The organism is Candidatus Frankia nodulisporulans, from assembly GCF_902806475.1.
Lineage (GTDB): Bacteria > Actinomycetota > Actinomycetes > Frankiales > Frankiaceae > Frankia > Frankia umida.
Genome location: NZ_CADCWS010000034.1, coordinates 1 through 19192 on the forward strand (window position 1 = coordinate 1; position 19192 = coordinate 19192).

A 19192-nucleotide genomic window follows, 5' to 3' on the forward strand; every position below is an offset into this window, starting at 1 on the left:
GAGCGCGAAGGGGGGCAAAGGCGTGAGGATGAGGCGTTTCGCGTGGGCGCCGCGTAATCCGACCCCGACAACTTCGGACCGCGCGGAACCCGGACTACCGGCCGCTCGTTGACCTGGCTGGACGCGCCACCCGGCATGGGTAGGTAGGCGTCGAATCTCCGCGACATGCGCTGCCGCGCCGGTCGCCGTCCCTGTCGTCATCGCCGACCGCAGGCCCGGCCGCCGCCGTGCCCGTCTCGCGGCCAGACCGTGGCTGTCCTGCCTGTCGAACCGCGCACCGCGGCGATCCGGGTGGGGCGACACTCGAGCCTGGGAGCACGCAACGATGACGTCTGCTTCACCCGTCGGCCCGACGCATTCCCGGGCCGGGCCGACCCGCCCCACGGCCGGGCACCGGCCCACGCTCGGCCCGCGCCGGGCGGCCACCAGCGCCCGCTCCGAGGCGGCGATCTGGACGCGCGGCCTGACCCGCGACCACGGCACCCGCCGCGCGGTCGACCGGCTGGACCTTCAGGTCCCCCGCGGCGCGCTGTCCGGCTTCGTCGGGCCCAACGGCGCCGGCAAGTCCACCACGCTGCGGATGCTGCTGGGGCTCATCCGTCCGTCCGCGGGCCGTGGGTACGTGCTCGGCCAGCCGATCAGCCGGCCCGACCGGTACCTGCACCGCGTCGGCGCGATGATCGAGGGTCCGACGTTCCACCCGGGCCTGTCCGGCCGGCGCAACCTCGACCAGCTCGCCACCCTGCGCGGCCTCGGCGCCCACGGTGGCGGCGGCTCCGCCGGGCGTCGACGCCGGGTCACCCAGGTCCTCGACCAGGTCGGCCTGGCGGCGCGGGGCGACGACCGGTTCAGCACCTACTCCCTCGGGATGAAGCAGCGCCTCGGGATCGCCGCCGCGCTCCTGCCCAGGCCGTCCCTGCTCATCCTGGACGAACCGACCAACGGGCTGGACCCGGCCGGTATCCGGGAGATCCGCACGTTGCTCGGGCAGCTCGCCGCGACCGGGATGACCGTGTTCGTCTCGAGCCATCTGCTCACCGAGGTCGAGCAGATCTGCGACCACCTTGTCATGATTAACAATGGTCGGATGCTCTTCCAGGGGCATGTCACGGACCTGCTGGCCGCCGAGGATCCGCGCATCCACCTCGTCCCCGAGCATGGTGACGACGCCCGCCGACTGGCCGGAATGATCAACAACGTCGGCCTGCCGGTCGAGCTCGACCTGCGCCTGGACATGCCGGACGCGGCCGGCCCCAGCACCCACCAGCCGGTCGTCACCGTGCACGGGCCGGAGGGCCTGGCCGCCGACCTCAACCGGATGGCGATGGGCGCGGGCATCGCGCTGCGCTCGCTGCGCACCCAGCGCCCCAACCTGGAGGAGACGTTCCTGCGCGTCACCGGTGAGATCGACGGCGACCTAGTCCGCGCCGGGTCGCTCGGGCACCTGCCGGACGGGAGCGTGCCGTCGGCCGGCGTCGGGCTCGACCCGGCGCACAGCCGTGGGGGCGCCACATGATCAACGCCTTTCGGGCCGAATGGGTGCCGCTGCTACGCCGGCGTTTCCTGCTGGGCACGCTCGGGGCCGTGTTCGCCTGCGCGGTGCTGGGCACCGTGCTGACCTTTCTCTCCGTCGGGCACACCGACTTCGACGGCGACCTGGTGACCGCCGCCTGGCTGGCCGAGCCCGGTGGCATGGTCCAGGGCGCGCAGGCGGTGAGCATCCTGCTCGGTGTGGTCGCGCTGTCGGTGGTCGCCGCGGCGCTCGCGGGCGACCACGGTCACGGGATGCTGCGCAACCAGCTGGTCGCGCAGCCGCACCGGGCCCGGCTTCTCGCCGGCAAGCTGCTGGCGCTCGCCGTGTTCGTCGGACTGGTGGTGGCCGTGGCGACGCTGGTCTCCGCGGCGCTGGCCTTTCCCCTGGCACCGGTCAAGGGGGTCTCGAGCGCCGCCTGGCACAGCTGGGCCGGTCTGGCCGCCCTCGGCACCGGCTTCGTGAACCTGTACATCGGGTCGCTCGGCTACGCCGCCGTCGGCGCCCTAGCCGCGATCGTGCTGCGCGGCCCGGCCAGTGCCATCGCGGTGGGCATCGCCTACGCGCTCCCGGTGGAGATGCTGGTCTCGCAGATCTACCATCCGGCCCGCGCGTGGCTGCCGATGCAGCTCATGCAGGAGATCGCCACCGGCGGGGCCGCGTTCGCCACGCCGTACGCGGACGCCCTGCTGCGCGGCTGCCTCTACGCCACCGCCATGCTCGTCATCGCCCTAGTGTACTTCCGCCGCCGTGACGTGACCTCCTGATCAGTGGCCGAAGGTGTCGGAGTCGAGGGCGGCGGCCTCACCGGCCGGGCCACGATCGAGCGCCGAGATCGCGGCGATCTCGGCCGACGTCAACGAGAAGTCGAACACGGCGATGTTCTCGGCCAGCCGACGCTCGCTCGCCGACTTCGGGACGACCACACAGCCGGAATCCAGATGCCAGCGCAGCACGACCTGGGCCGGGGTCCGCCCGCGTTCGGCGGCGATCCGGGCGATCACCGGTTCGTCGAGCAGACCGGTGCCGGCACCCAGCGGACTCCACGACTCGGTGACGATGCCGTGCGCGGCGTGGTACTCCCGGGCGGCGGCCCGTCCCAGCCGGGGGTCGAGCTGGATCTGGTTGACCTCCGGGGCGACGCCGGTCTCGGCGAGCAGCCGGTCCAGATGCGCCGGTTTGAAGTTCGACACACCGATCGCCCGGACCAGCCCCGACCGCTGGAGCTCGAGCAGGCCCCGCCACGCCTCGACGTACCGGTCCCGCCACGGGTTCGGCCAGTGGACGAGCAGCAGGTCGAGGTAGTCCAGGTCGAGGCGACGCAGGCTGTCCGCCGCGGCCCGGCGCACCCCGCGTACGCTGTGCGACCGCTTGTTGAACTTGGTCGTGACGAACAGCTCCTCGCGGGGCACCCCGGCGGCGCGCAGCCCGGCACCGACCCCACGCTCGTTGCCGTAGTTGTGCGCGGTGTCGACCAGCCGGTAGCCAAGCCCCACCGCCTGTTCGACCACATCCTGCACGGCACGGTCGTCCAACGGCCAGGTTCCCAGACCCAGTCGGGGCATCCGGGCACCGCGGGCAAGAGCGACGGTCGGCACGGGCGAAGGTGGCACGGTCGGCGGACCCTTCTGTCAGGATGGACGATGGTGACGGCGTGGGGCACCCGGGGCACCCGGTTCGGTGCCCTCGGGTTCTGGCCGGCGCCGGGTACATCGAAGCACCGGCACACCTCCGGGCGGCACACCACACCCGGCGGGCCGGTACGTACGCGCGGGGAGCAGACTGCGAAGATGAGTGCCACCAGGGATGACAGACTGACCGTGGTGCTACCCACGGACGAGGCCGGCACCATCCGCGACGCCGCGGAGGGCGAAGGTCTGTCGCTGGAGAGCTTCGCCGTCGAGGCGATGAAGCGTTACGCCCGTGAGGTCCTCGCCGACCGGCGCCTGTTCCGTGTCCCCGACACGGACTGGAGCGCGTTCGAGGCCCTGCTGGAGTCACCGCCCAGTGACGCCACCCGGCTGCGTCGCCTGCTCGACGACGAACCGGGCGCCGAATAACCACCCCGCCCGGAAGGACCGTCTCCGTGCCGTTGGCCAAGCCGACCGCCCTGCTCGAGGGCATGGACCGCAACACCTTCACCTGCGGGGATGATCCGCTGGACGCCTGGCTACGCCACCACGCGCTCGATCATCAGCATGACCGCACCACGAACACCTTCGTGATCATCGATCGTCCACTGGCGGGTCGAGGCGACTCCGACACCCCCGGTGGCGAGCGACCGAGTGACCCGGACCTCACCGGCGCGGGATCGGTTCTCGACGGACCGCGCGCGCAGCGGCCCGGAGCCGACGACGCGGGCACCGAGGGAGCGGGCCATCCGCTGCCAGGTGGCGAGGCGTCGGGCGATGCGGGCGGGCGGATCGCCGGCTACTACTGCCTGGCGACCGCCGCCGTCGAACGCGTCCCCGGGTCGCGCCGCCGCTCCCGGCGCCCGACCGAGCCGGTGCCGGCGATGTTTGTCGGCCGGCTCGCGGTGGACCTGCGGTACGCCGGTCGCGGTGTCGGCGCCCGCCTCGTGCGCGACGCCGTGATGCGTTCCCTCACCGTGCACCGGATGGTCGGCCTACCCGTGCTGCTGGCCCACACCCCGCACGCCGCCGGGGCGGCGTTCTACCACCACCTCGGCTTCCGTCCGACCCGCTTCGACCCCTACCTTCACGCTCTTGCGCTACGAGCCGCCGCCGGCTGATCGCCCGGGGCGAAGACGCCCTCCGCGCCGCCCGTGGCCGCAGTTGCTGTGGTTGCTGTGGTTGCCGTGGCTGGCGGGGCGGGGCTGGCTGGCGAGACCGGGTTCGCCGTGGCCTGGCCCGCGGCGAGCAGCAGGTCGGTACCGGTGCCAGGACGAAGGCGCAGTCCACCCGAGTCGGGTGCCGTGGTAACGCCCACCCGTTCGAGGGCGGTCCGCGCCTGCCGTGCGTCGGCCCCGTAGAGGACGGCGACGACCTGCTCACCGGCCGGATCCGGACGGTAGACCAGGTCCGTACGGCGCAGGGCCGGCAGGCCGGCATGCACGGGCAGGGTGAACGTGGCGTGGGTGAGATCGTCGTCGATCCGGCGTCGTTCCCGGGCCCGCGACCGGACGTCGACGGTGGGGCCGGTGAGCCGGTCGATCTCGGCGCTGACCACCCGGGCGAGCAGTTCGGCGCTGGCGTCCCAGGTGAAACCGGCCGCCCAGGCCCGCGCCGCGGCGCGCAGATCCGCCGCGGCGGCCGGCTCGGCGAGCAGCCGCAGGCCGGCGTCGATCGCGGGGCCCAGCGGCTCGCCGTCGCGCACCAGCCAGCCGGTCGTGCCATCGCGGACGGCATCGCGCAGCCCGGGCACCCGGAAGGCCACCGCGGGCACCCCCAGCGCCGCGGCCTCCAGCACCGACAGACCCCAGCCCTCCCCGTGCGAGGGGTTGACCGTCAGCCAGGCCGAGGCCAGCAGACGATCCCGCACCCGCGCCGCGACCTGGCCATGCCAGTGCACCACCTGCGCCCCGGCCTCCCCGGACGGGCCGCCCGGGTCTCCCGCCGCCACGGCGGGGGCGCTCAGGCCGAGGCTGACCGCGTGCGCCGTCAGGCGCTCACGGTCAGGTCCGTCACCGACGATGTGCACCACCAGGCCGGGATGGGCCTCCCGCAGCGCCGGCAGCGCGTCCAGCAGCAGATGCAGGCGCTTGTGTGGGACCAGCCGTCCGACGCAGACGATCGTCGGCGTGGCCGCGGGGCCCACCTCCTGCGGCGAGCTCGACACCGTGGCCGCGGTGACCCCGTTGGGGACCAGGTAGCGGGGGCCGGGCAGGCCCAGGACAGCGCGGGCCTCCTCCCGGGTGGACGGCGAGACGACGACCGACGGCCGACGGCGGTAGACCAGCCGGCTCCCGGGTGCCTCGAGCAACTGCCCGATCCGGGCCACCGGACCCGGGAAGTACAACGGGAACTGTTTCTGGTGGACGTGGTGCAGTACCTGCACCACCGGCGTCTGCCCGCTGAGGACCAGCGGACTGAAGAACGGGATTCCGTTCTGGCAGTCGACCACCGCGTCGACCCGGTGCCCGGCGCGGCTGATACTTGCCAACCGGGCCAGCACCGACGGATACACCCCGAAGGTGCCACCACCGCGACGTACGTCGACGCCGGCCACGACCTGCGCCGCGACCGCCGGGGGTGCACCGTCCGGGCTCACCCGTGAGGTCAGCAGGGTCACCCGTACGCCGGCGGCCGCGAACCGTTCGGCGACGGACTCGCAGAACAGCTCGGCGCCGCCGGCCTGGGGGTGCGCGCGGTCGCGCCAGTTGAGGAACACCACGTGCCGCCCAGCGAGAGTGGGCAGGTACCGGCTCGGGTCGGATGCGCCGGAACGCGGCGCGTGCGGGCTTCCCATCACCAGTGGCGTTCCTCTCGGGCGAAGGGGCAGGGCTTAGCATGTTCGCCTGCAACCTACCGATGCCGGAGAAATCCATGTCCTGCGCCTGATGGGAGACCGATGGCGAAGCCCTCGCGAGCAGCCGTGACCGGCCTGCTCGCTGGTCCGGCGTCGCTGGCGGTGGCCGGAATGCTCGTCAACGGCTGCAACCTGCTGATGAACCTGATCGTGGCGCGCTCCCTGGATTCGGACGCCTACGGCGCCGTATCGGTGCAGGTCAGCATATTTCTGATCTTGTCCGTCGCCGGGAACGCGTTGCTCATCGGGGTCGTGCACCACGAGACGTCCGGTACCGGTGAGTCACGGCGCGAGCAGTGGTACTGGATCCGTCGGCTGCGCGGTGCGTGTGGTCTTGGCATCGCCGTCGCGACGCTCGCGGCGCTCGTGCTGTCCCGGCCGGTGGCGGCGCTGATGTCCTACCCCCATCCGGTGGCGATCGCCGAGGCGACGATCGGCGCGGCGCTGTGGACGCTGCTGTGCGTCGAGCGGGGCCTCATCCAGGCGCGCGGGGCCTACCAGCGGCTCGCGGTGAACTTCGTGGTCGAGGGGTTCGTCCGGATCGGCCTGGTGATCCTGTTCGTGGTCGCCGGGATGGGCGTCAACGGCGCGGGCCTGGGCATCGTCATCGGCGTGCTGGTCGGGTCCGAGCATGGCCGCTGGGCGGTCAACCGCACGCCCCGGCTGCCCCGGCTCTCCGCATCCACCGCCGCGGGCCAGAACCCGCCGGCGGACTCGTCCCTCGCCGCGGCACGGGAACTGACAGCGGCACGGGAACTGACAGCGGCACGGGAACTGACAGCGGCACGGGAACTGTCGGTGGCACGGGAGTCAGGACGGGCGTCGGCCTCGGCCGACCAGGGGCAGCCGGCCGGGGTCGCGGTGCCACTGCTGCTCGAGGATGGGCTGCCGCCGGCCACCGGACCGATCCCGGTGCCGATCCCGGCGCCGCGGCCCAGCGCCCGCCAGAGCGTCATCGCGGACACGACAGTGGCACTGGGCGCTCTCGTCCCGCTGGCGCTGCTGCAGAACATGGACGTGGTGATCGTCGGCTGGCTGGGGTCGGCCGGTGTCGGTGGCTACGCGGCGATCTCGACGGCCTGCAAGGTTCCGGTGTTCATCGGGCTCGCGGTGGCCAACTTCCTGCTGCCCGAGGCGGCACGGCGGCGCAAGGAAGGTCGTCCGGCCGGCGGGACCCTCGCGATCGCGCTCGTCTTCGTGGTCACACCCGGGCTGCTGCTGGCCGCCATCGGTCTGGTCGGCGCGCACTGGCTGATCGGGCTCGTGTTCGGCGCCCATCTGACCGACGCGTCCGGCGCGCTGTGGGTGTTGGCGCTGTCGATGACGCTGCTGGCCGTCACCCTGATGTTCACCACCTATCTGCTCGGGGCGGGCGTGCGCCGGGTGGTGGCCGTGCTCGCGGTGGCCACGGTGGCCACCGCCGGCGCTCTGGTCTCCGCCGGCGGCGGTGCGATGCCGACGGCGGTCGCGGCACTGGTCACCGAACTCGTCACCGCGGTGGCCGTCGGCCTGCTCGTCGTGCAGCTGCATCACACCGATCGCCAGGAGGCCGCCGCCCGGCAGGCCGCCGACGTTCGTCGACAGGCAACGGACGGCGGATTTCCGGCGGCGGTCTGAAGGACTGACCGATTGCGGGCCAGGGTAAAAGACACCGGTCAACCCGTTTCGGCTGCCCCGAATGGGCGTGGGCCTTTGCCCTACGCCCGATATGCCGGATGGGTCGGTCCGGTACCGTCGTTCTACTCGATGGGCTCCCTTTCCATCGGTGTGGAAGCCCCCACCAGCGTCGAGAGGCGGAGGCCGCCGCACATGCCAGTCAGGATTCGCTCGGGCACCGACAGCGGTGAGCCCGGCCGCCAGGAGCACGAGTCGTCATCCGGCTCCGAGCCCGGCAGTGATGCCGGCGACACGGCCGACGGCGACACCGGTCGTGGCCCTGGCGACGCCGGCCAGTCGGGTGGGCGTACCCAGGGTCCGGTGACCCGCCGGCGGCTGCTGGGCACCGGTCTGGGGCTCGGCGCGGCGGCAGCGGGTGGCCTGCTGGCCGGGCGGCTGCTGTCCTCGGACGGCGCGGCGCGCGGCGGCCTGCCCGCCACCCGGCCGTCGGCACCGGTCGGCGGGGTGACGGCGGGGCCGTCGGAACCGGCCGGCGCGGTGAGCGAGGTGCCGCGGGACCTGCTGACCATCTACGGCGCACCGGACAGCTTCAACGACCTCGGCTCACCCGGCTCGGCGGTGCGCACCGTCGACATTCCCGGTTGGGGTTTCGGCCCCGGGCAGGCCGCTTTCATGTCGGCCGTCGCCGAGGACGGCACGGTGTTCATCTCCACAACGCCGTTCACCGACGACCAGTCCAAGCTCACCGGCACCGACATGGAACTCGAGATCTTCGAGCCCGAGGCGCAGCGTTTCACCCGCCTGGTCATTCCCTCCAGTCGGGGCCGCACCTCACTGCCCCGTTTCGATCCGGGCTATCGCGGTGTCGGCGGAGGTGACACGTCCGATGTTCTCGTCGTGCCCGGAAACGACGACGAGCAGCGGGTCATGTTCACCTCGCTGATGCCGTTCTACGGCTGGGATGTCCGCGCCGGCGGGGAACTGCCGAGCATCGGCTCGCTGCGCAAGGACCGCGACTCCGGGCGCTGGGTCTACGACCCGACCGCCTCGCACACCGCGGCGGAGCTGGCAGCGTCCGCCCAGCCCAACATCGCCGCCAGGGCCTTCCCGACCTTGTCCGCCCTGGAGCCGCGCTCCCCGCGTGGGCCGGCGTCGATCGCCCGCCTGCCGCGCAGCGGCCATCTGGTCATCGCCCAGTACCTGGGCACCGGCGCCGGCGGCACGGACAACGGCTCCCTGCTGGTCATCGACCCCACCGGTCGGGTCCGCGCCTTCTGGCAGTACCCGCAGGTGCGACCGCTGGGCATCGAGATCGTGGTCAATCCGCGCGAGATCAGCGTCGACCCGACCAGCGAACCGGACGACGAGCGGTTCGTCCTGATCAGCGACGCCCGCGGGCTTGACTACAGCACGCAGCCGTTCCCCATCCAGGAGTTCTCCTACAACGAGTCCCAGGGGACGATCTCCCCGCGTAGCACCGCGGTGCGGGCCGCACAGGACGGCTCGCGGATGGAGTCGGCGGTCTTCGACGGCGACGGCACCCTCTACATCGCCCGGACCAGGCGCGACGGTCTGACCGCCGAGACCCTGGCCGTCTACCCGAAGCTCGGGCGCGAACGGGGCCTGGTGACCCGCAGCCCGGCGACCGGGAACTGGCCGGTGGACAGCTGGGGCATCGCCAACCCACCCGACTATCTGGTGGTCGGCACCGATCAGGGTGGCCTGGTGCGCAGCGTGACCCTCGATCCGACCACCGGGGCGATCCTGCTGGCCGGCCTCGACGGCCTGGTGCAGGTGATCCGTCCCTCCGGACGGGGCAACCAGATGACCTTCCGGACCGACCGTCCCATCGACGTGGGTCTGTCCCGCCTACGCGGACCGTCGACCCGGTATGTCGGGGTCCGCCGCGGCGCGGTCGACGCGTCCCGGCGCATCCTGTGGCTGCCGGTGAACCAGATGGTTCTCGACGGCCTGACCTGGCCCTACCCGCCGTTCAAGCTGGACCAGTGGCTGCTGCGCGTCGACCTGGACGTTCTGCTCGCCGACCACTGAGTCCTGCTCGCCGACCCCTGGGCCCTACGGGCCGACCACTGGGCCGTGCCGGCCGACCACTGGGCCGTGCCGGGGCCCGACCGCCGAGCCGTCTCGACGGTCGGGCCGGCCGGCGTCAGGGGGTCGGAACGGCGCCGCGCGGTGTTGTTCGCGTCAACCGGCGGACGGAGGCGCCGTTTGCCGCGCCGCCGCGGGAGCGGCCCGACCTCGACGGCGACGGGGAGGGCGGGCGCACCCCTGTGGGCTCCGCCGCCGCGTTCCCCGTCGGGTCGCCCACCTCGAGGTAGGCGGCCCGGAACAGTTCGGCGAACGCCGGTACGGATTCCGGTCCGAACATCTGCCGGTGATAGCAGACCGTGACGTTGAGGGCGCCCCCGACGCTCATCACGCCGAGGAACAGCCCCTGGGGCATGCCCGCGGTCCCGGTGAAGTAGGCGGCGGTCACCGCGGGACCGGGCAGCGCCGCCCGCCCCGCGTCTCCGACGGCGACGAGGTAGCGACCGCGTTCGCCGGAGCCGCCGACCGGACCGGCCACGTCGTCATGACGACCCAGGTTGCTGACCGCGGCGGTGGGTGCCAGCAGCGGCCGCGCGGCGGCGACCCCGATGCGCAGCAGGCCGCTGCGCCACGGGCCGGGAACGTAGCGGGCCATCGCGACACCGAGCGCCCCGGACACACCCGGCACCGGCGGCGGGATCGCACCCTTGGCCTCGACGGTCTGGTCGACGACCCGGGCGGCGAGCCGCGCCGGGTCACGCCGGTCGGCCGCCTCGCTGATGATGAGCGCCTGACCGGTGTGGTTACCCTGCATCTCGGTGGCCGCGGCCATAGTCGCGGTGGTGGCCGGGGTGGGGGCCGGCCCGGCCGCGGTGGCCAGGTCGATGGGCATCCGAATCCGCAGGCAGCCGGTCTGCCCGCCGCGGCGGGTGTTCCACCGGTCGATGGCCAGATGCGCCGCCGCGAGCAGAAGGTCGTTGATGGTCATCCGGCGCCCGTCGGCCAGGGTGCGGTCGCCGGTGGGCAGCGCCAGCACCATGGGGTGAAAGCCGTAGCCCTCACCGCGCCCGGTGGTCAGGGGAACGACGTAGCGCCCCGAGCGCCGCGCCATCGTGGCCCACGGCGACGGCGCGGTCCGCACCACCGGCCCCACGCCGGCCGGCATCCCCCGTAGCTCGCCGTCACCACCGGCCGCCCCGAAGGCGCCCGGAATCCCCCACTCCCCCGGTGACTGGCGGTACACGGCGAGGATCTCGGTGGCGAGCCTGGTCAGGCGCAGCCCGTCGAGGGCCAGGTGATGGGCGACCACGCTGAGCTGATCACCACCGGGCTGGCGGACGAGGACGACCCGCAGCGGCGGGAAGCGGCGCAGGTCGAACGGTGCCGAGGCGAGCACCTCGTGCACCCGCCAGGCCTCGGTGCCGTCGTCGACGAAGCCGAACGGGTCGCTGGTCGGCTCGGCGACGAAGCGCCAGGCGTGCTGGCGGGAACCGTAGAGCACCGCGCGCGTCATCGGATGGCGGCGCATGACCGTCCAGACCGCGGCGCGCAACCGGCGGGGATCAAGCTGGCCGTCGGTCTGGACGAGCAGCCCACAGGTCAGGGGTGCGCTCGCCCGATCGGAGGCGGCGAGAATCTGCTCGCCGGGAGTCAGGACTCGATCCGGAATCGGCGAAGTGGCGGCTCCGCTCTCGTGCGCCCATCCCATCCTTGTCGGCCGGCCTCTCTCCCGTAGCTCGCACACCCAGCACGGCGCACTGATCGCCATGCAGTCGCAGCTTTCAAGCCTAACCAGCGGGAAAGCCACGGCCGCACCGCCGGTAAGCCCGATCAGGCGATCGGGTCGCCGCCCCGCCACGATTCCCGCATCGGTTCACCACCACCGGCTACGAGGCGGCGCCCGCCGCCTGCGTCGAGGTGACCCACAATCGCCGGTGGCCGGCCTTGATCGGAGCGCACGGGCACCACCCGCCCCCATCACGTCGCCGCAGGCAGACCCCGCGCCGGCGACGGCGGCCACCATCACCCGCGGCCTACCCCGCACCCACACCTGGCCATCCCCCGATGATTACGCAGCGTACAAGCCTGGTTATTTTTCGACAGAAATGAGAGGATGGTCACAGGGTTGACGGATGCGCCTGGGTCCGGACGGAGCTGGTGCGGCGGCGAAGGAGCGGTATGTCCGACAACGGGACGCCCGGATCGCAGCGCCTCGAACTCGCGGACCTGGTCTGCCTGACCGGCGGCCGAACCCGGCGGTACGCGACCCGCCCGATCCCGGACGAGCGTGACGTCGCCATCGTCGCCCTGCTGCGCAAGGCTGGCCGCACCGGCGGCCTCGGCCAGCTGCTCGAGCTGATCCGCCCGGACGTGGAGGCGGAGACGCTGCGGACGTTCGCCGTGCGGATGGCGTCGTGCGCGCTCCGGCACACCGATCCGGAGCTGCTGCGCCTCGGGGTGTGCGCCATGGCCCTGGCCGCCCTGCGCGGTACCGCCCGCCGCGACGACGCCGCGGCCTTCGCTCCGCTGTGGCACGCCGCCGGCCAGGTGGGCCTCGACCCGGCGGCCGAGTTCGCCACCACCGCCTCGGCCGTGCCCGCCGCGGCGCCCCTGCTGGCCCGGTGGTCTGCCCGCCCGGCCAGCCAGCGTGAGCTGCGGATGATGGGCTTTCATCTGTCGACGGACGTGGACGGTCCGCGCTACACCGAGGACTGGACCCTGCTGGCCGCCGACTTCGACCGTGAGTTCACGGGTCCGTCGCTGCTCGACCAGCTCCACCTGCCGCGCCGGTGGCGCAACGCCCGAGCCGCCGGACGCGCCGCCCGCTGCCTTGGCCACCCGCCCCGCAACGGCCTGGACGTCCGGCCACCGAACACCGACCCGACCGGCACCGACCCGACCAGCGCCGAGCGGGCTGGCACCGACCCGACCGGTACCGACCCGACCGGTACCGATCACATGGACGGCGCGACAGACGGCGACGGTCCCACCTGAGCCGCCCCGGGCACATCCACCCCGGGTCCCTCTCGCCCGGGCACATCCGGCCCAGGCCCCTCAGGCCCAGGCACATCCGATCCAGGCGCATCCGGACCGGGCACATCCGGACCGGCGAGCGGACGGTTCCAGCACCAGGACACCAGCGTGGCGAGGACGGCGGCGAGCGCGAGCGCGCCGAGAACCTGGGTGGCGGCGCCGAAGGCACCCTGGCCGGAGCCGGGTGTGCTGTTCGGGGCGACGGCGACGGCGATCCCGGCACCGGCCATCGTGGCGCCGGCGATCCAGGCCGGCACCGTCGGCCAGCGCCGTGCGATCACCACCAGCACGGGCACGGCCAGCGCGACCGGGCCGGCCACCAGCACGACCGCGAGCGTCGCGAGTCCGACCCAGGCCAACCGCGCCGGCAACCGGGGCCGCGTGGGGCCCGACACCGCATCCGACCCCGGGGGCACACCGGGAATCCGGGCCAGCCAGGGCATCAGCGGGGTGTCGCGCCGGTCGGGACGACCCCGGCGCCGGCCGGGCCACCGCGGCACCGCGGCGAGGACCACCAGTACGAGGATGCCCACCAGCCCGATGAGGAGATTGCGCCGGTACTCCTCGCCCGCGGCGTTCTCGATGACGATCGTGCCGCCCGCGCCGGCCGGCACGATCCAACCCTGCTGCCAGCCGTCCAACCGCAGGGGGACGAGGGTGGCGCCGTTGAGCTTCGCCGTCCAGGAGGTGTTCGCGTTCTCCCGCACGGACAGGAACGCCCGGCTGCCGGCGCCGATCGTGACGGTGCGGCGTTCGGCGTTCCACGCGCCGACCGTGGTGGTCCGCGCGGCGGTGAGGGCGGGTTCCCGGCCGGGCCCGACGATGCTCAGCGAGTCGACCAGGATGGAGGTGGCACCCTGGTCGACGGTCACCAGGTGGGAGCCGGGGGTGAGGGTCAGGCGGCTGCCGTCGGTGCACAGCGACACCTGTACGGGTCGGACGGCGGTCACGTCACTGTTGCGTCCGGTGATCCGCAGCGGGTAGCGCTGGCCGTCGACGACCAGGCTCGGGCCGCTGCCGCAGTCGACGAGCAGCGGGCTGTCATCCGCCGCCGGGGTGCCCCGCGGTGGCGGCAGGAAGCTGGCGCTGCCGGCGACGACGACGTCCATCCGGGTGGGGACCTCGAAGCGGCGCGAGAGCACCAGCTCCTCGGAGCCGCCGAACGGCTGCGCCGGGTCCACCCGCTCACGGACCATCGAATAGGCGATGTGACCACGGCCGGCACCGCTGAACAGGCCACTGACGTCGTCGGGCAGCTGCGCGTAGTGCGTGAAGGTGACACCCGGGACGCTGATCTCCCGCAGGCCGCCACCGAGGGTGTCCGGGCCTTCGGGGTCGACCCGGTCGAAGGTCAGCCGGTACCAGCGGCTTTCCCCCGGCGGGACGGCCAGACGCTGCGTGGCCTCCACCGGGGACACCTCGGTCACGACCGAACCCGTCTCGGTGGTCACCCGCATCGCCCGCACCCGCGGCCGCCAGGCGCCCTCCGACTGCAGCTGGATGTCGATGTAGGGCACCGACATCCGCCGTCCGACGTCGAGCTGGATCCACTGGCCCTGGGTGCCCGACTCGGCGGTGCGCAGCACGGTCCAGGCCGTCGCGGGGTAGCCGTCGACCGCGGCCGGTGGCGCCAGGTCCGGGGCGGCGAGCAGGTCATAGCCGTAGGAGGAGGCGGTGACCGATCTGCCGTCGGCGTAGCCGGCGACGGTCTGGTGGCCGGCCACGTCGTCCTCGGCCCACTGGCTGGGCTGGCCGGAGCGGCCGACGGCGTTGCCCGTCGGGCCGAGCAGGTAGGAGCTCGCGTCGTGCACGATGCCGTAGATGCTGTCCCGACGGGTCAGGGTGTCGGTGTCGAACCAGGCCGTTCGCGGGCCGATCACCTCGTCCGGCGCGACCTTGATCGCCGCCGGGCTGGTGGACGGCGCGGTGGTGTTGGCGGGGGCGGCGAGGTCACCGGCGAGCACGGCGGCACGGTCCGGGCTGAGCAGGCCCTGGGCGGCGAGCTGCACCGTGGCCTCCGGGCCACCGGAGACGACGACGGCGCTGTCGGCTGGGTAGGACCCCACCAGTGACGTTCCGCCCGGCACCGTCCACACCTCCAGGGCAGGCACGGTCGTGCTCGGATCGCGCAGATCCGGGACGAGCCGTTCCTTCGCCGAGGCTCGCGCGCGCACCTGCGGCCCGAACGACGCCGACCGGGTCAGCCCGGACGACTCCAGTGCCCGGTGCAGCTCGTCGGTGGACGGCGGCACGTCCCAGTCCTTCTGCTCCAGGTCGTTGCGCAACAGGATCTGGCCGATGCCGGCCCGGGCGAGCGCGCTGCTCAGGCCCGGGGCGGAGCCGGTGGCGAGTTCCTGTTCGATGCCGTCCATCAGTCGGGTGATGCCCACCCCGCCGAGCGGGATGAGGCTGCGGACCCCCCAGGGGCTCTTCGCGAGCCACTGCAACGGCTCGTCCAGCGGACGTCCCCACGAGTACTCCGCGAACGGCGAGGCGGGCAGGACGAGCGTGTGTCCGCCGTCCGGGTTGTCGGCGAGCCAGTCCGCGGCCTGCACCCAGTAGTCGGGCACCTGGGTGAACGGGCGGGGTTGCAGTGCCCGTCCGGACAGCGCCGGGGTGATGCCACAGACCAGCGCGGCCGCCGTGAGCACCGCCGTCACGCTGGCCACCCCGTGGTACCCCGCCCGCGGCCAGCCCCGCGCGGCGAACAGCCGGCGGTACCGGGCCGACCCACGGGGCAGGACGGTCAGGGCGTGGGCGACGCCGAGGGCGATCGGCAGGCGCACCACCGGCTGGAACTTGTAGACGTTGCGCAGGAAGCCGAGCTGGTCACCGAGCAGGTCGCGTAGCGGTCCGGCCAGCGGCCCACCCGGGTCGCCGGGGTAGGCGGCCGACACCGACACCGTGCCCACGGCGAGCGTGACCAGCAGGAGGCGACGGGCGGGCAGGTCCGGCCGGGCAAGGCCCCACAGGCCGATCGCGACGACCGCGGCGGACCCGAGGATCGGCACCGGCCGGGAGATGTACTCGGTCGCCGCGGGCAGCCACGGCCGGGGCAGCTGCAGGTAGGCCAGCCAGTCGGTGGCGCCGCGCAGCGCCTCGGCGACCGAGGTGGTCGCGGTCGTCGTCGTCGCCGTCTCGGTGTAGGGCAGGAAGTTCAGGCCGTAGCGGCCCTGCACCGCCAGCGCCAGCACCCACCAGGCGGTGGCGAGCACGAGCGACAGGACCCACCAGGCCCGCAGCGCCCAGGCACGCCGGGAACCACCGGCGAACAGCAGCACCACCCCGGGGCAGAGCAGCACACACAACGTGACGGTGGCGTTGGTGCCACCGGTGCACAGCACGGCCAGTCCCGACGCCGCGGCCGCCCGCCGCGGCGTCAGCCGACGGTCGGTCCCGCCCGTCCCGCCCCCGTCGCCGGCGGGATGGGCGGCGGCGGTGCCGGTGTCGGCGCCGAGCGCGCCGTCGGGGCGCAGGGCGAGGATCAGCGGCAGTGTGATCCACGGCAGCATCGCCGCGCCGGCCAGTGCCACCGACGTGGCCCCGATCTTGCCCAGGAACATCGGTGACAGCGTGTAGGCGAGCCCGGCGATGATCCTGGTCACCGGTATTCCGAGGCGCAGCGCGTCCGCCAGCCGCACGACCCCCCAGGTCGAGACGGTCAGCAGCAGGGTCATCCACAGCCGCTGGGAGATCCACGGGGGCACACCGAGGAGGTGGCCGAGCCCGAAGAAGGGTCCCATCGGGAACAGGTACCCGACGTACTGGTTCGGCAGGTAGCCGAACTCGGCCAGCGAGTTCCACAGATGGGTCGCCCGACCCATGAAGCCCCACGGGTCCAGCGGGACGTCGAGCTTGGTGTCCGCGGTCAGTTTGCCGGGCGCCTGTAGAAGGTAGAGCGCCGAGAAGCCGATGGCGATCCCGAGCAGTGGCCACCGGGATGTGCGTGCGTCCCGCGGCGGCGGCGGGGTCGACACGCGGGCGGGGGGTCCGATGACTGGCGCGGGGGGACTGACGACGGAGGAACGGATCTTCGACTCCAAGGCCGGATGTGAGGTACGCCGACCCTACCCACGGTGCCCGAAGCCGGTGTCTACCGGGCAGCGGCCTCCGGCTCCGCGGCCGCGGCCAGCGGAAACGGTGTGACCGAGGACGGAAGGGGCCGGCGTGGCGGCGACAGCGGCGGGCGAGCCGACACCCGTGTGGCGGCCCCCTGCACCGGCAGCGAGGACGCCGACACGACAGCCGGCGACACCGGCGGGGTGCCCGGCGCGGCGGCGACCGACGGCGACACGCTCGAGGGTGCCGCGCCGATCGGGGTGTGCGCGGGCGTGACCACGCTGGGGGCGGCGCGACCCAGGTAACGCCGGGCGCGTACGACGTCGACGAGCATGGCGGGGGTGTGCCGACCGACCCGGAACGTGCCGCCGGGCATCTCCGCCCATGTCACCGGCACCTCGGCGATCCGATAGCCCATGGACCGGGCGATCGAGAGCACCTCGACGTCGAAGCCGAACCCCGAGGACCGGGCGAGGCTGAACAGCAGCTTGGCCTCCGGGCCCCGAAAGGCCTTGAAACCACACTGGGTGTCGGCGACATCCAGGCTGGCCAGCGAGCGGGTGATCTGGTTGAACGCCCAGCTGCCGACCCGACGCCCGCTGCTGCGCACCGCCCGCCCGCCGATGCGCCGCGAGCCGAGCGCGACCTCGGCGTGTTCCAGCGCGGCGAGCAGCAGCGGCAGATCGTCGATGTCGGAGGCGCCGTCGGCGTCAAGGAATACGATGGACTCGCCGTGGGCGGCGGACACACCGACCCGCACGGCGGCCCCCTTACCCGAGTTCCAGGGCAACCGCAGCACCCGGCCACCCGGCAGCCCGGCCAGCAGTTTCTCCGCGACCGCGGCGGTGCCGTCCGTGCTGCCGTCGTCGACCACGATCACTTCGGCACCGGGTGTCCGGCCCATCATGGCTACGATCTCCGGCAGCGCCCCGGGCAGCCGCAGCGCCTCGTTGTAGGCCGGAATGATGACGCTCACAGGCACGAAGGCGCTCACGGGCACGCTGTCCACGAGTCAGCTCCTAGGCTTCGACGGCGGTTCCGGTCACGGACGCTGGCCGGGGCGTCGCAACTATGAGCGGCCGGTCGAGATCAGCGCATAGTTTCAGCTCATTCGCGATGGAAGTCAATGTATTCATCCATAGCCTCCCACGCAGTGATCACACCATGAACTTTGCGAAGCACCACCTACGTGCTACAAGCGGGTGGCCATTCACGATCTCATGGCAGTAACAAGCATACGGAGACCTTCGCGGCCGACGTCGACCGGTATCGCGTCCCGGGGAAGTGACACCGGGAACCAGAAGGAGAGCACACTCCGCCGCCCAATAGCGGACGGTATCCATCCACCGACGAACGGCAACGGAAAATCTCCGGCAACACAAGAAGGAGGGCAACAAGAACTACGAACGCCCGGTCAATCTCATCCGACCACCGTGGGAGAGCGTCCGACGACAGTCCCCCACCACGGCCACCAACAATAGAATGATCTACCCGACGCCGAATCCCCGCCGCCGGCGGGCACGGTCCGCGCCGGTCCGAATACCCACTCCGCCGCGGATTCCGGGACCGGTCGCTACGCTCGAGGTATGGCCCGCAGCGTCCGTCCCAGCGGCCCCCACGACTCCACCAACGATGCCAGCTCCACCAGCGGTAGCAGCGGTTTCGGTGGCACCAGCGGCTCGGGCGACTCCCGCGGTGGGGCCGCCGATCCGGACGCGCCGTTGCGGGGTCTGGTCGGCTCGGGCCGCACCCACCTGCCGCCGCTGGTCGCGATGCGGGCCCGTGACGTGGCCCAGCCCACCGACGAGGACCTCGCCGAAGCCGAACACACCCTGGTGCTACGCCCACCCGGCCGGGTCGCGAACCGTGCGCTCCGGCCGGGTGAACCGGCCCGGCCGGAGCGCACGGTTCAGGACGCGGGCGACGCCGCGTCGGGGACGGCGGGGATCTCGCCGGTGCGCTCGTAGTTCGACAGCATCCGCAGCCGACGGGTGTGACGCTGCTCGGCGCTGAACGGGGTGGACAGGAAGACCTCGACGAAGCCGACGGCCTCGGGGACGGTGTGCATCCGCGCGCCGATGCTCAGCACGTTGGCGTCGTTGTGCTGACGGCCAAGCGTCGCGGTCTGCTCGCTCCAGACCAGCGCGGCGCGCACCCCGTCGACCTTGTTCGCCGCGATGGCCTCGCCGTTACCCGAGCCGCCGATGACGATCCCGAGGCTGTCCGGTTCGGCCGCCGTGGCCTGCGCGGCGGCGAGCACGAACGGCGGGTAGTCGTCGTCGGGGTCGTACTCGACCGGGCCATGGTCAACGGGTGCGTGGCCAAGTTCCACCAGGCGTTCGGCGAGCGCCGCCTTCAGATGGAAGCCGGCATGATCAGAACCTAGATGGACGCGCATGATGCGTCATCATGCCC

The 19192-nt window shown here is 72.9% G+C and carries 14 protein-coding genes; 8 read left to right on the forward strand and 6 right to left on the reverse strand.

Annotation, left to right across the window (positions count from 1 at the left end):
• Positions 1-325 precede the first annotated feature (325 nt).
• Complete coding sequence (locus tag G6R24_RS05740; RefSeq protein ID WP_163548128.1) at positions 326-1516, forward strand: ABC transporter ATP-binding protein; 1191 nt, start codon at positions 326-328, stop codon at positions 1514-1516.
• A complete protein-coding gene (locus G6R24_RS05745; RefSeq protein WP_163548129.1) occupies positions 1513-2298 on the forward strand; it encodes an ABC transporter permease subunit in 786 nt (261 codons plus the stop codon). The genes G6R24_RS05740 and G6R24_RS05745 overlap by 4 nt, the downstream gene beginning before the upstream one ends.
• Here G6R24_RS05745 and G6R24_RS05750 read toward each other — a convergent pair whose 3' ends face one another.
• On the reverse strand, positions 2299-3096 hold the full coding sequence (locus tag G6R24_RS05750; RefSeq protein WP_225438160.1) for an aldo/keto reductase: 798 nt from the start codon (positions 3094-3096) through the stop codon (positions 2299-2301). It lies immediately after the preceding gene.
• 225 nt (positions 3097-3321) lie between these two features.
• On the opposite strand from G6R24_RS05750, the gene G6R24_RS05755 reads away from it, so the two are divergent.
• Both G6R24_RS05755 and G6R24_RS23610 read left to right on the forward strand, forming a co-directional pair.
• Positions 3322-3591 (forward strand): type II toxin-antitoxin system TacA family antitoxin, encoded by a 270-nt coding sequence (locus G6R24_RS05755; protein ID WP_163548131.1) that lies wholly within the window; start codon positions 3322-3324, stop codon positions 3589-3591.
• 26 nt (positions 3592-3617) lie between these two features.
• The gene (locus G6R24_RS23610; protein WP_338083895.1) at positions 3618-4283 is read left to right on the forward strand and encodes a GNAT family N-acetyltransferase; all 666 of its coding nucleotides are present in this window, start codon (positions 3618-3620) and stop codon (positions 4281-4283) included.
• Here G6R24_RS23610 and G6R24_RS05770 read toward each other — a convergent pair.
• Positions 4250-5959 carry a glycosyltransferase family 4 protein gene (locus G6R24_RS05770; protein ID WP_163548132.1) on the reverse strand — a complete coding sequence of 570 codons (1710 nt, stop codon included), beginning with the start codon at positions 5957-5959 and terminating at the stop codon, positions 4250-4252. The two genes, G6R24_RS23610 and G6R24_RS05770, sit on opposite strands and share 34 nt — an antisense overlap.
• Before the next feature lie 102 nt (positions 5960-6061).
• Between G6R24_RS05770 and G6R24_RS21950 the strand changes: the two genes are divergently transcribed.
• Together G6R24_RS21950 and G6R24_RS05785 are read left to right on the forward strand one after the other, a co-directional pair.
• Positions 6062-7636 carry an MATE family efflux transporter gene (locus G6R24_RS21950; RefSeq protein ID WP_225438161.1) on the forward strand — a complete coding sequence of 525 codons (1575 nt, stop codon included), beginning with the start codon at positions 6062-6064 and terminating at the stop codon, positions 7634-7636.
• Positions 7637-7828: 192 nt separating this feature from the next.
• Complete coding sequence (locus G6R24_RS05785; protein WP_225438162.1) at positions 7829-9688, forward strand: hypothetical protein; 1860 nt, start codon at positions 7829-7831, stop codon at positions 9686-9688.
• A gap of 115 nt (positions 9689-9803) precedes the next feature.
• Here the strand turns inward: G6R24_RS05785 and G6R24_RS05790 are convergent, their stop codons facing one another.
• Entirely contained in the window at positions 9804-11393 is a 1590-nt protein-coding gene (locus G6R24_RS05790) for a condensation domain-containing protein (RefSeq protein WP_163548133.1), read from the reverse strand.
• Between the two features lie 470 nt (positions 11394-11863).
• Here G6R24_RS05790 and G6R24_RS05795 point away from each other — a divergent pair, with 470 nt between their 5' ends.
• Positions 11864-12679 carry a hypothetical protein gene (locus G6R24_RS05795; RefSeq protein ID WP_163548134.1) on the forward strand — a complete coding sequence of 272 codons (816 nt, stop codon included), beginning with the start codon at positions 11864-11866 and terminating at the stop codon, positions 12677-12679.
• On the opposite strand, the gene G6R24_RS05800 is transcribed toward G6R24_RS05795, so the two are convergent.
• Together G6R24_RS05800 and G6R24_RS05805 are read right to left on the reverse strand one after the other, a co-directional pair.
• A complete protein-coding gene (locus tag G6R24_RS05800) occupies positions 12640-16695 on the reverse strand; it encodes an alpha-(1->3)-arabinofuranosyltransferase (protein WP_225438163.1) in 4056 nt (1351 codons plus the stop codon). The genes G6R24_RS05795 and G6R24_RS05800 overlap by 40 nt on opposite strands.
• A gap of 116 nt (positions 16696-16811) precedes the next feature.
• Positions 16812-17771: a glycosyltransferase gene (locus tag G6R24_RS05805; RefSeq protein WP_225438164.1), complete on the reverse strand. Its 960-nt coding sequence runs from the start codon at positions 17769-17771 to the stop codon at positions 16812-16814.
• 592 nt (positions 17772-18363) lie between these two features.
• On the opposite strand from G6R24_RS05805, the gene G6R24_RS05810 reads away from it, so the two are divergent.
• On the forward strand, positions 18364-18744 hold the full coding sequence (locus G6R24_RS05810; RefSeq protein ID WP_163548135.1) for a hypothetical protein: 381 nt from the start codon (positions 18364-18366) through the stop codon (positions 18742-18744).
• On the opposite strand, the gene G6R24_RS05815 is transcribed toward G6R24_RS05810, so the two are convergent.
• On the reverse strand, positions 18687-19175 hold the full coding sequence (locus G6R24_RS05815) for a ribose-5-phosphate isomerase (protein WP_163548136.1): 489 nt from the start codon (positions 19173-19175) through the stop codon (positions 18687-18689). The two genes, G6R24_RS05810 and G6R24_RS05815, sit on opposite strands and share 58 nt — an antisense overlap.
• Positions 19176-19192: the final 17 nt, after the last annotated feature.

Coding starts and splice junctions, on each gene's coding strand:
- G6R24_RS05740 (WP_163548128.1), top strand. CDS start 326: ATGACGTCTGCTTCACCCGTCGGCCCGACGCATTCCCGGGCCGGGCCG.
- G6R24_RS05745 (WP_163548129.1), top strand. CDS start 1,513: ATGATCAACGCCTTTCGGGCCGAATGGGTGCCGCTGCTACGCCGGCGT.
- G6R24_RS05750 (WP_225438160.1), bottom strand. CDS start 3,096: ATGCCCCGACTGGGTCTGGGAACCTGGCCGTTGGACGACCGTGCCGTG.
- G6R24_RS05755 (WP_163548131.1), top strand. CDS start 3,322: ATGAGTGCCACCAGGGATGACAGACTGACCGTGGTGCTACCCACGGAC.
- G6R24_RS05770 (WP_163548132.1), bottom strand. CDS start 5,959: ATGGGAAGCCCGCACGCGCCGCGTTCCGGCGCATCCGACCCGAGCCGG.
- G6R24_RS21950 (WP_225438161.1), top strand. CDS start 6,062: ATGGCGAAGCCCTCGCGAGCAGCCGTGACCGGCCTGCTCGCTGGTCCG.
- G6R24_RS05785 (WP_225438162.1), top strand. CDS start 7,829: ATGCCAGTCAGGATTCGCTCGGGCACCGACAGCGGTGAGCCCGGCCGC.
- G6R24_RS05790 (WP_163548133.1), bottom strand. CDS start 11,393: ATGGGATGGGCGCACGAGAGCGGAGCCGCCACTTCGCCGATTCCGGAT.
- G6R24_RS05795 (WP_163548134.1), top strand. CDS start 11,864: ATGTCCGACAACGGGACGCCCGGATCGCAGCGCCTCGAACTCGCGGAC.
- G6R24_RS05810 (WP_163548135.1), top strand. CDS start 18,364: ATGGCCCGCAGCGTCCGTCCCAGCGGCCCCCACGACTCCACCAACGAT.
- G6R24_RS05815 (WP_163548136.1), bottom strand. CDS start 19,175: ATGCGCGTCCATCTAGGTTCTGATCATGCCGGCTTCCATCTGAAGGCG.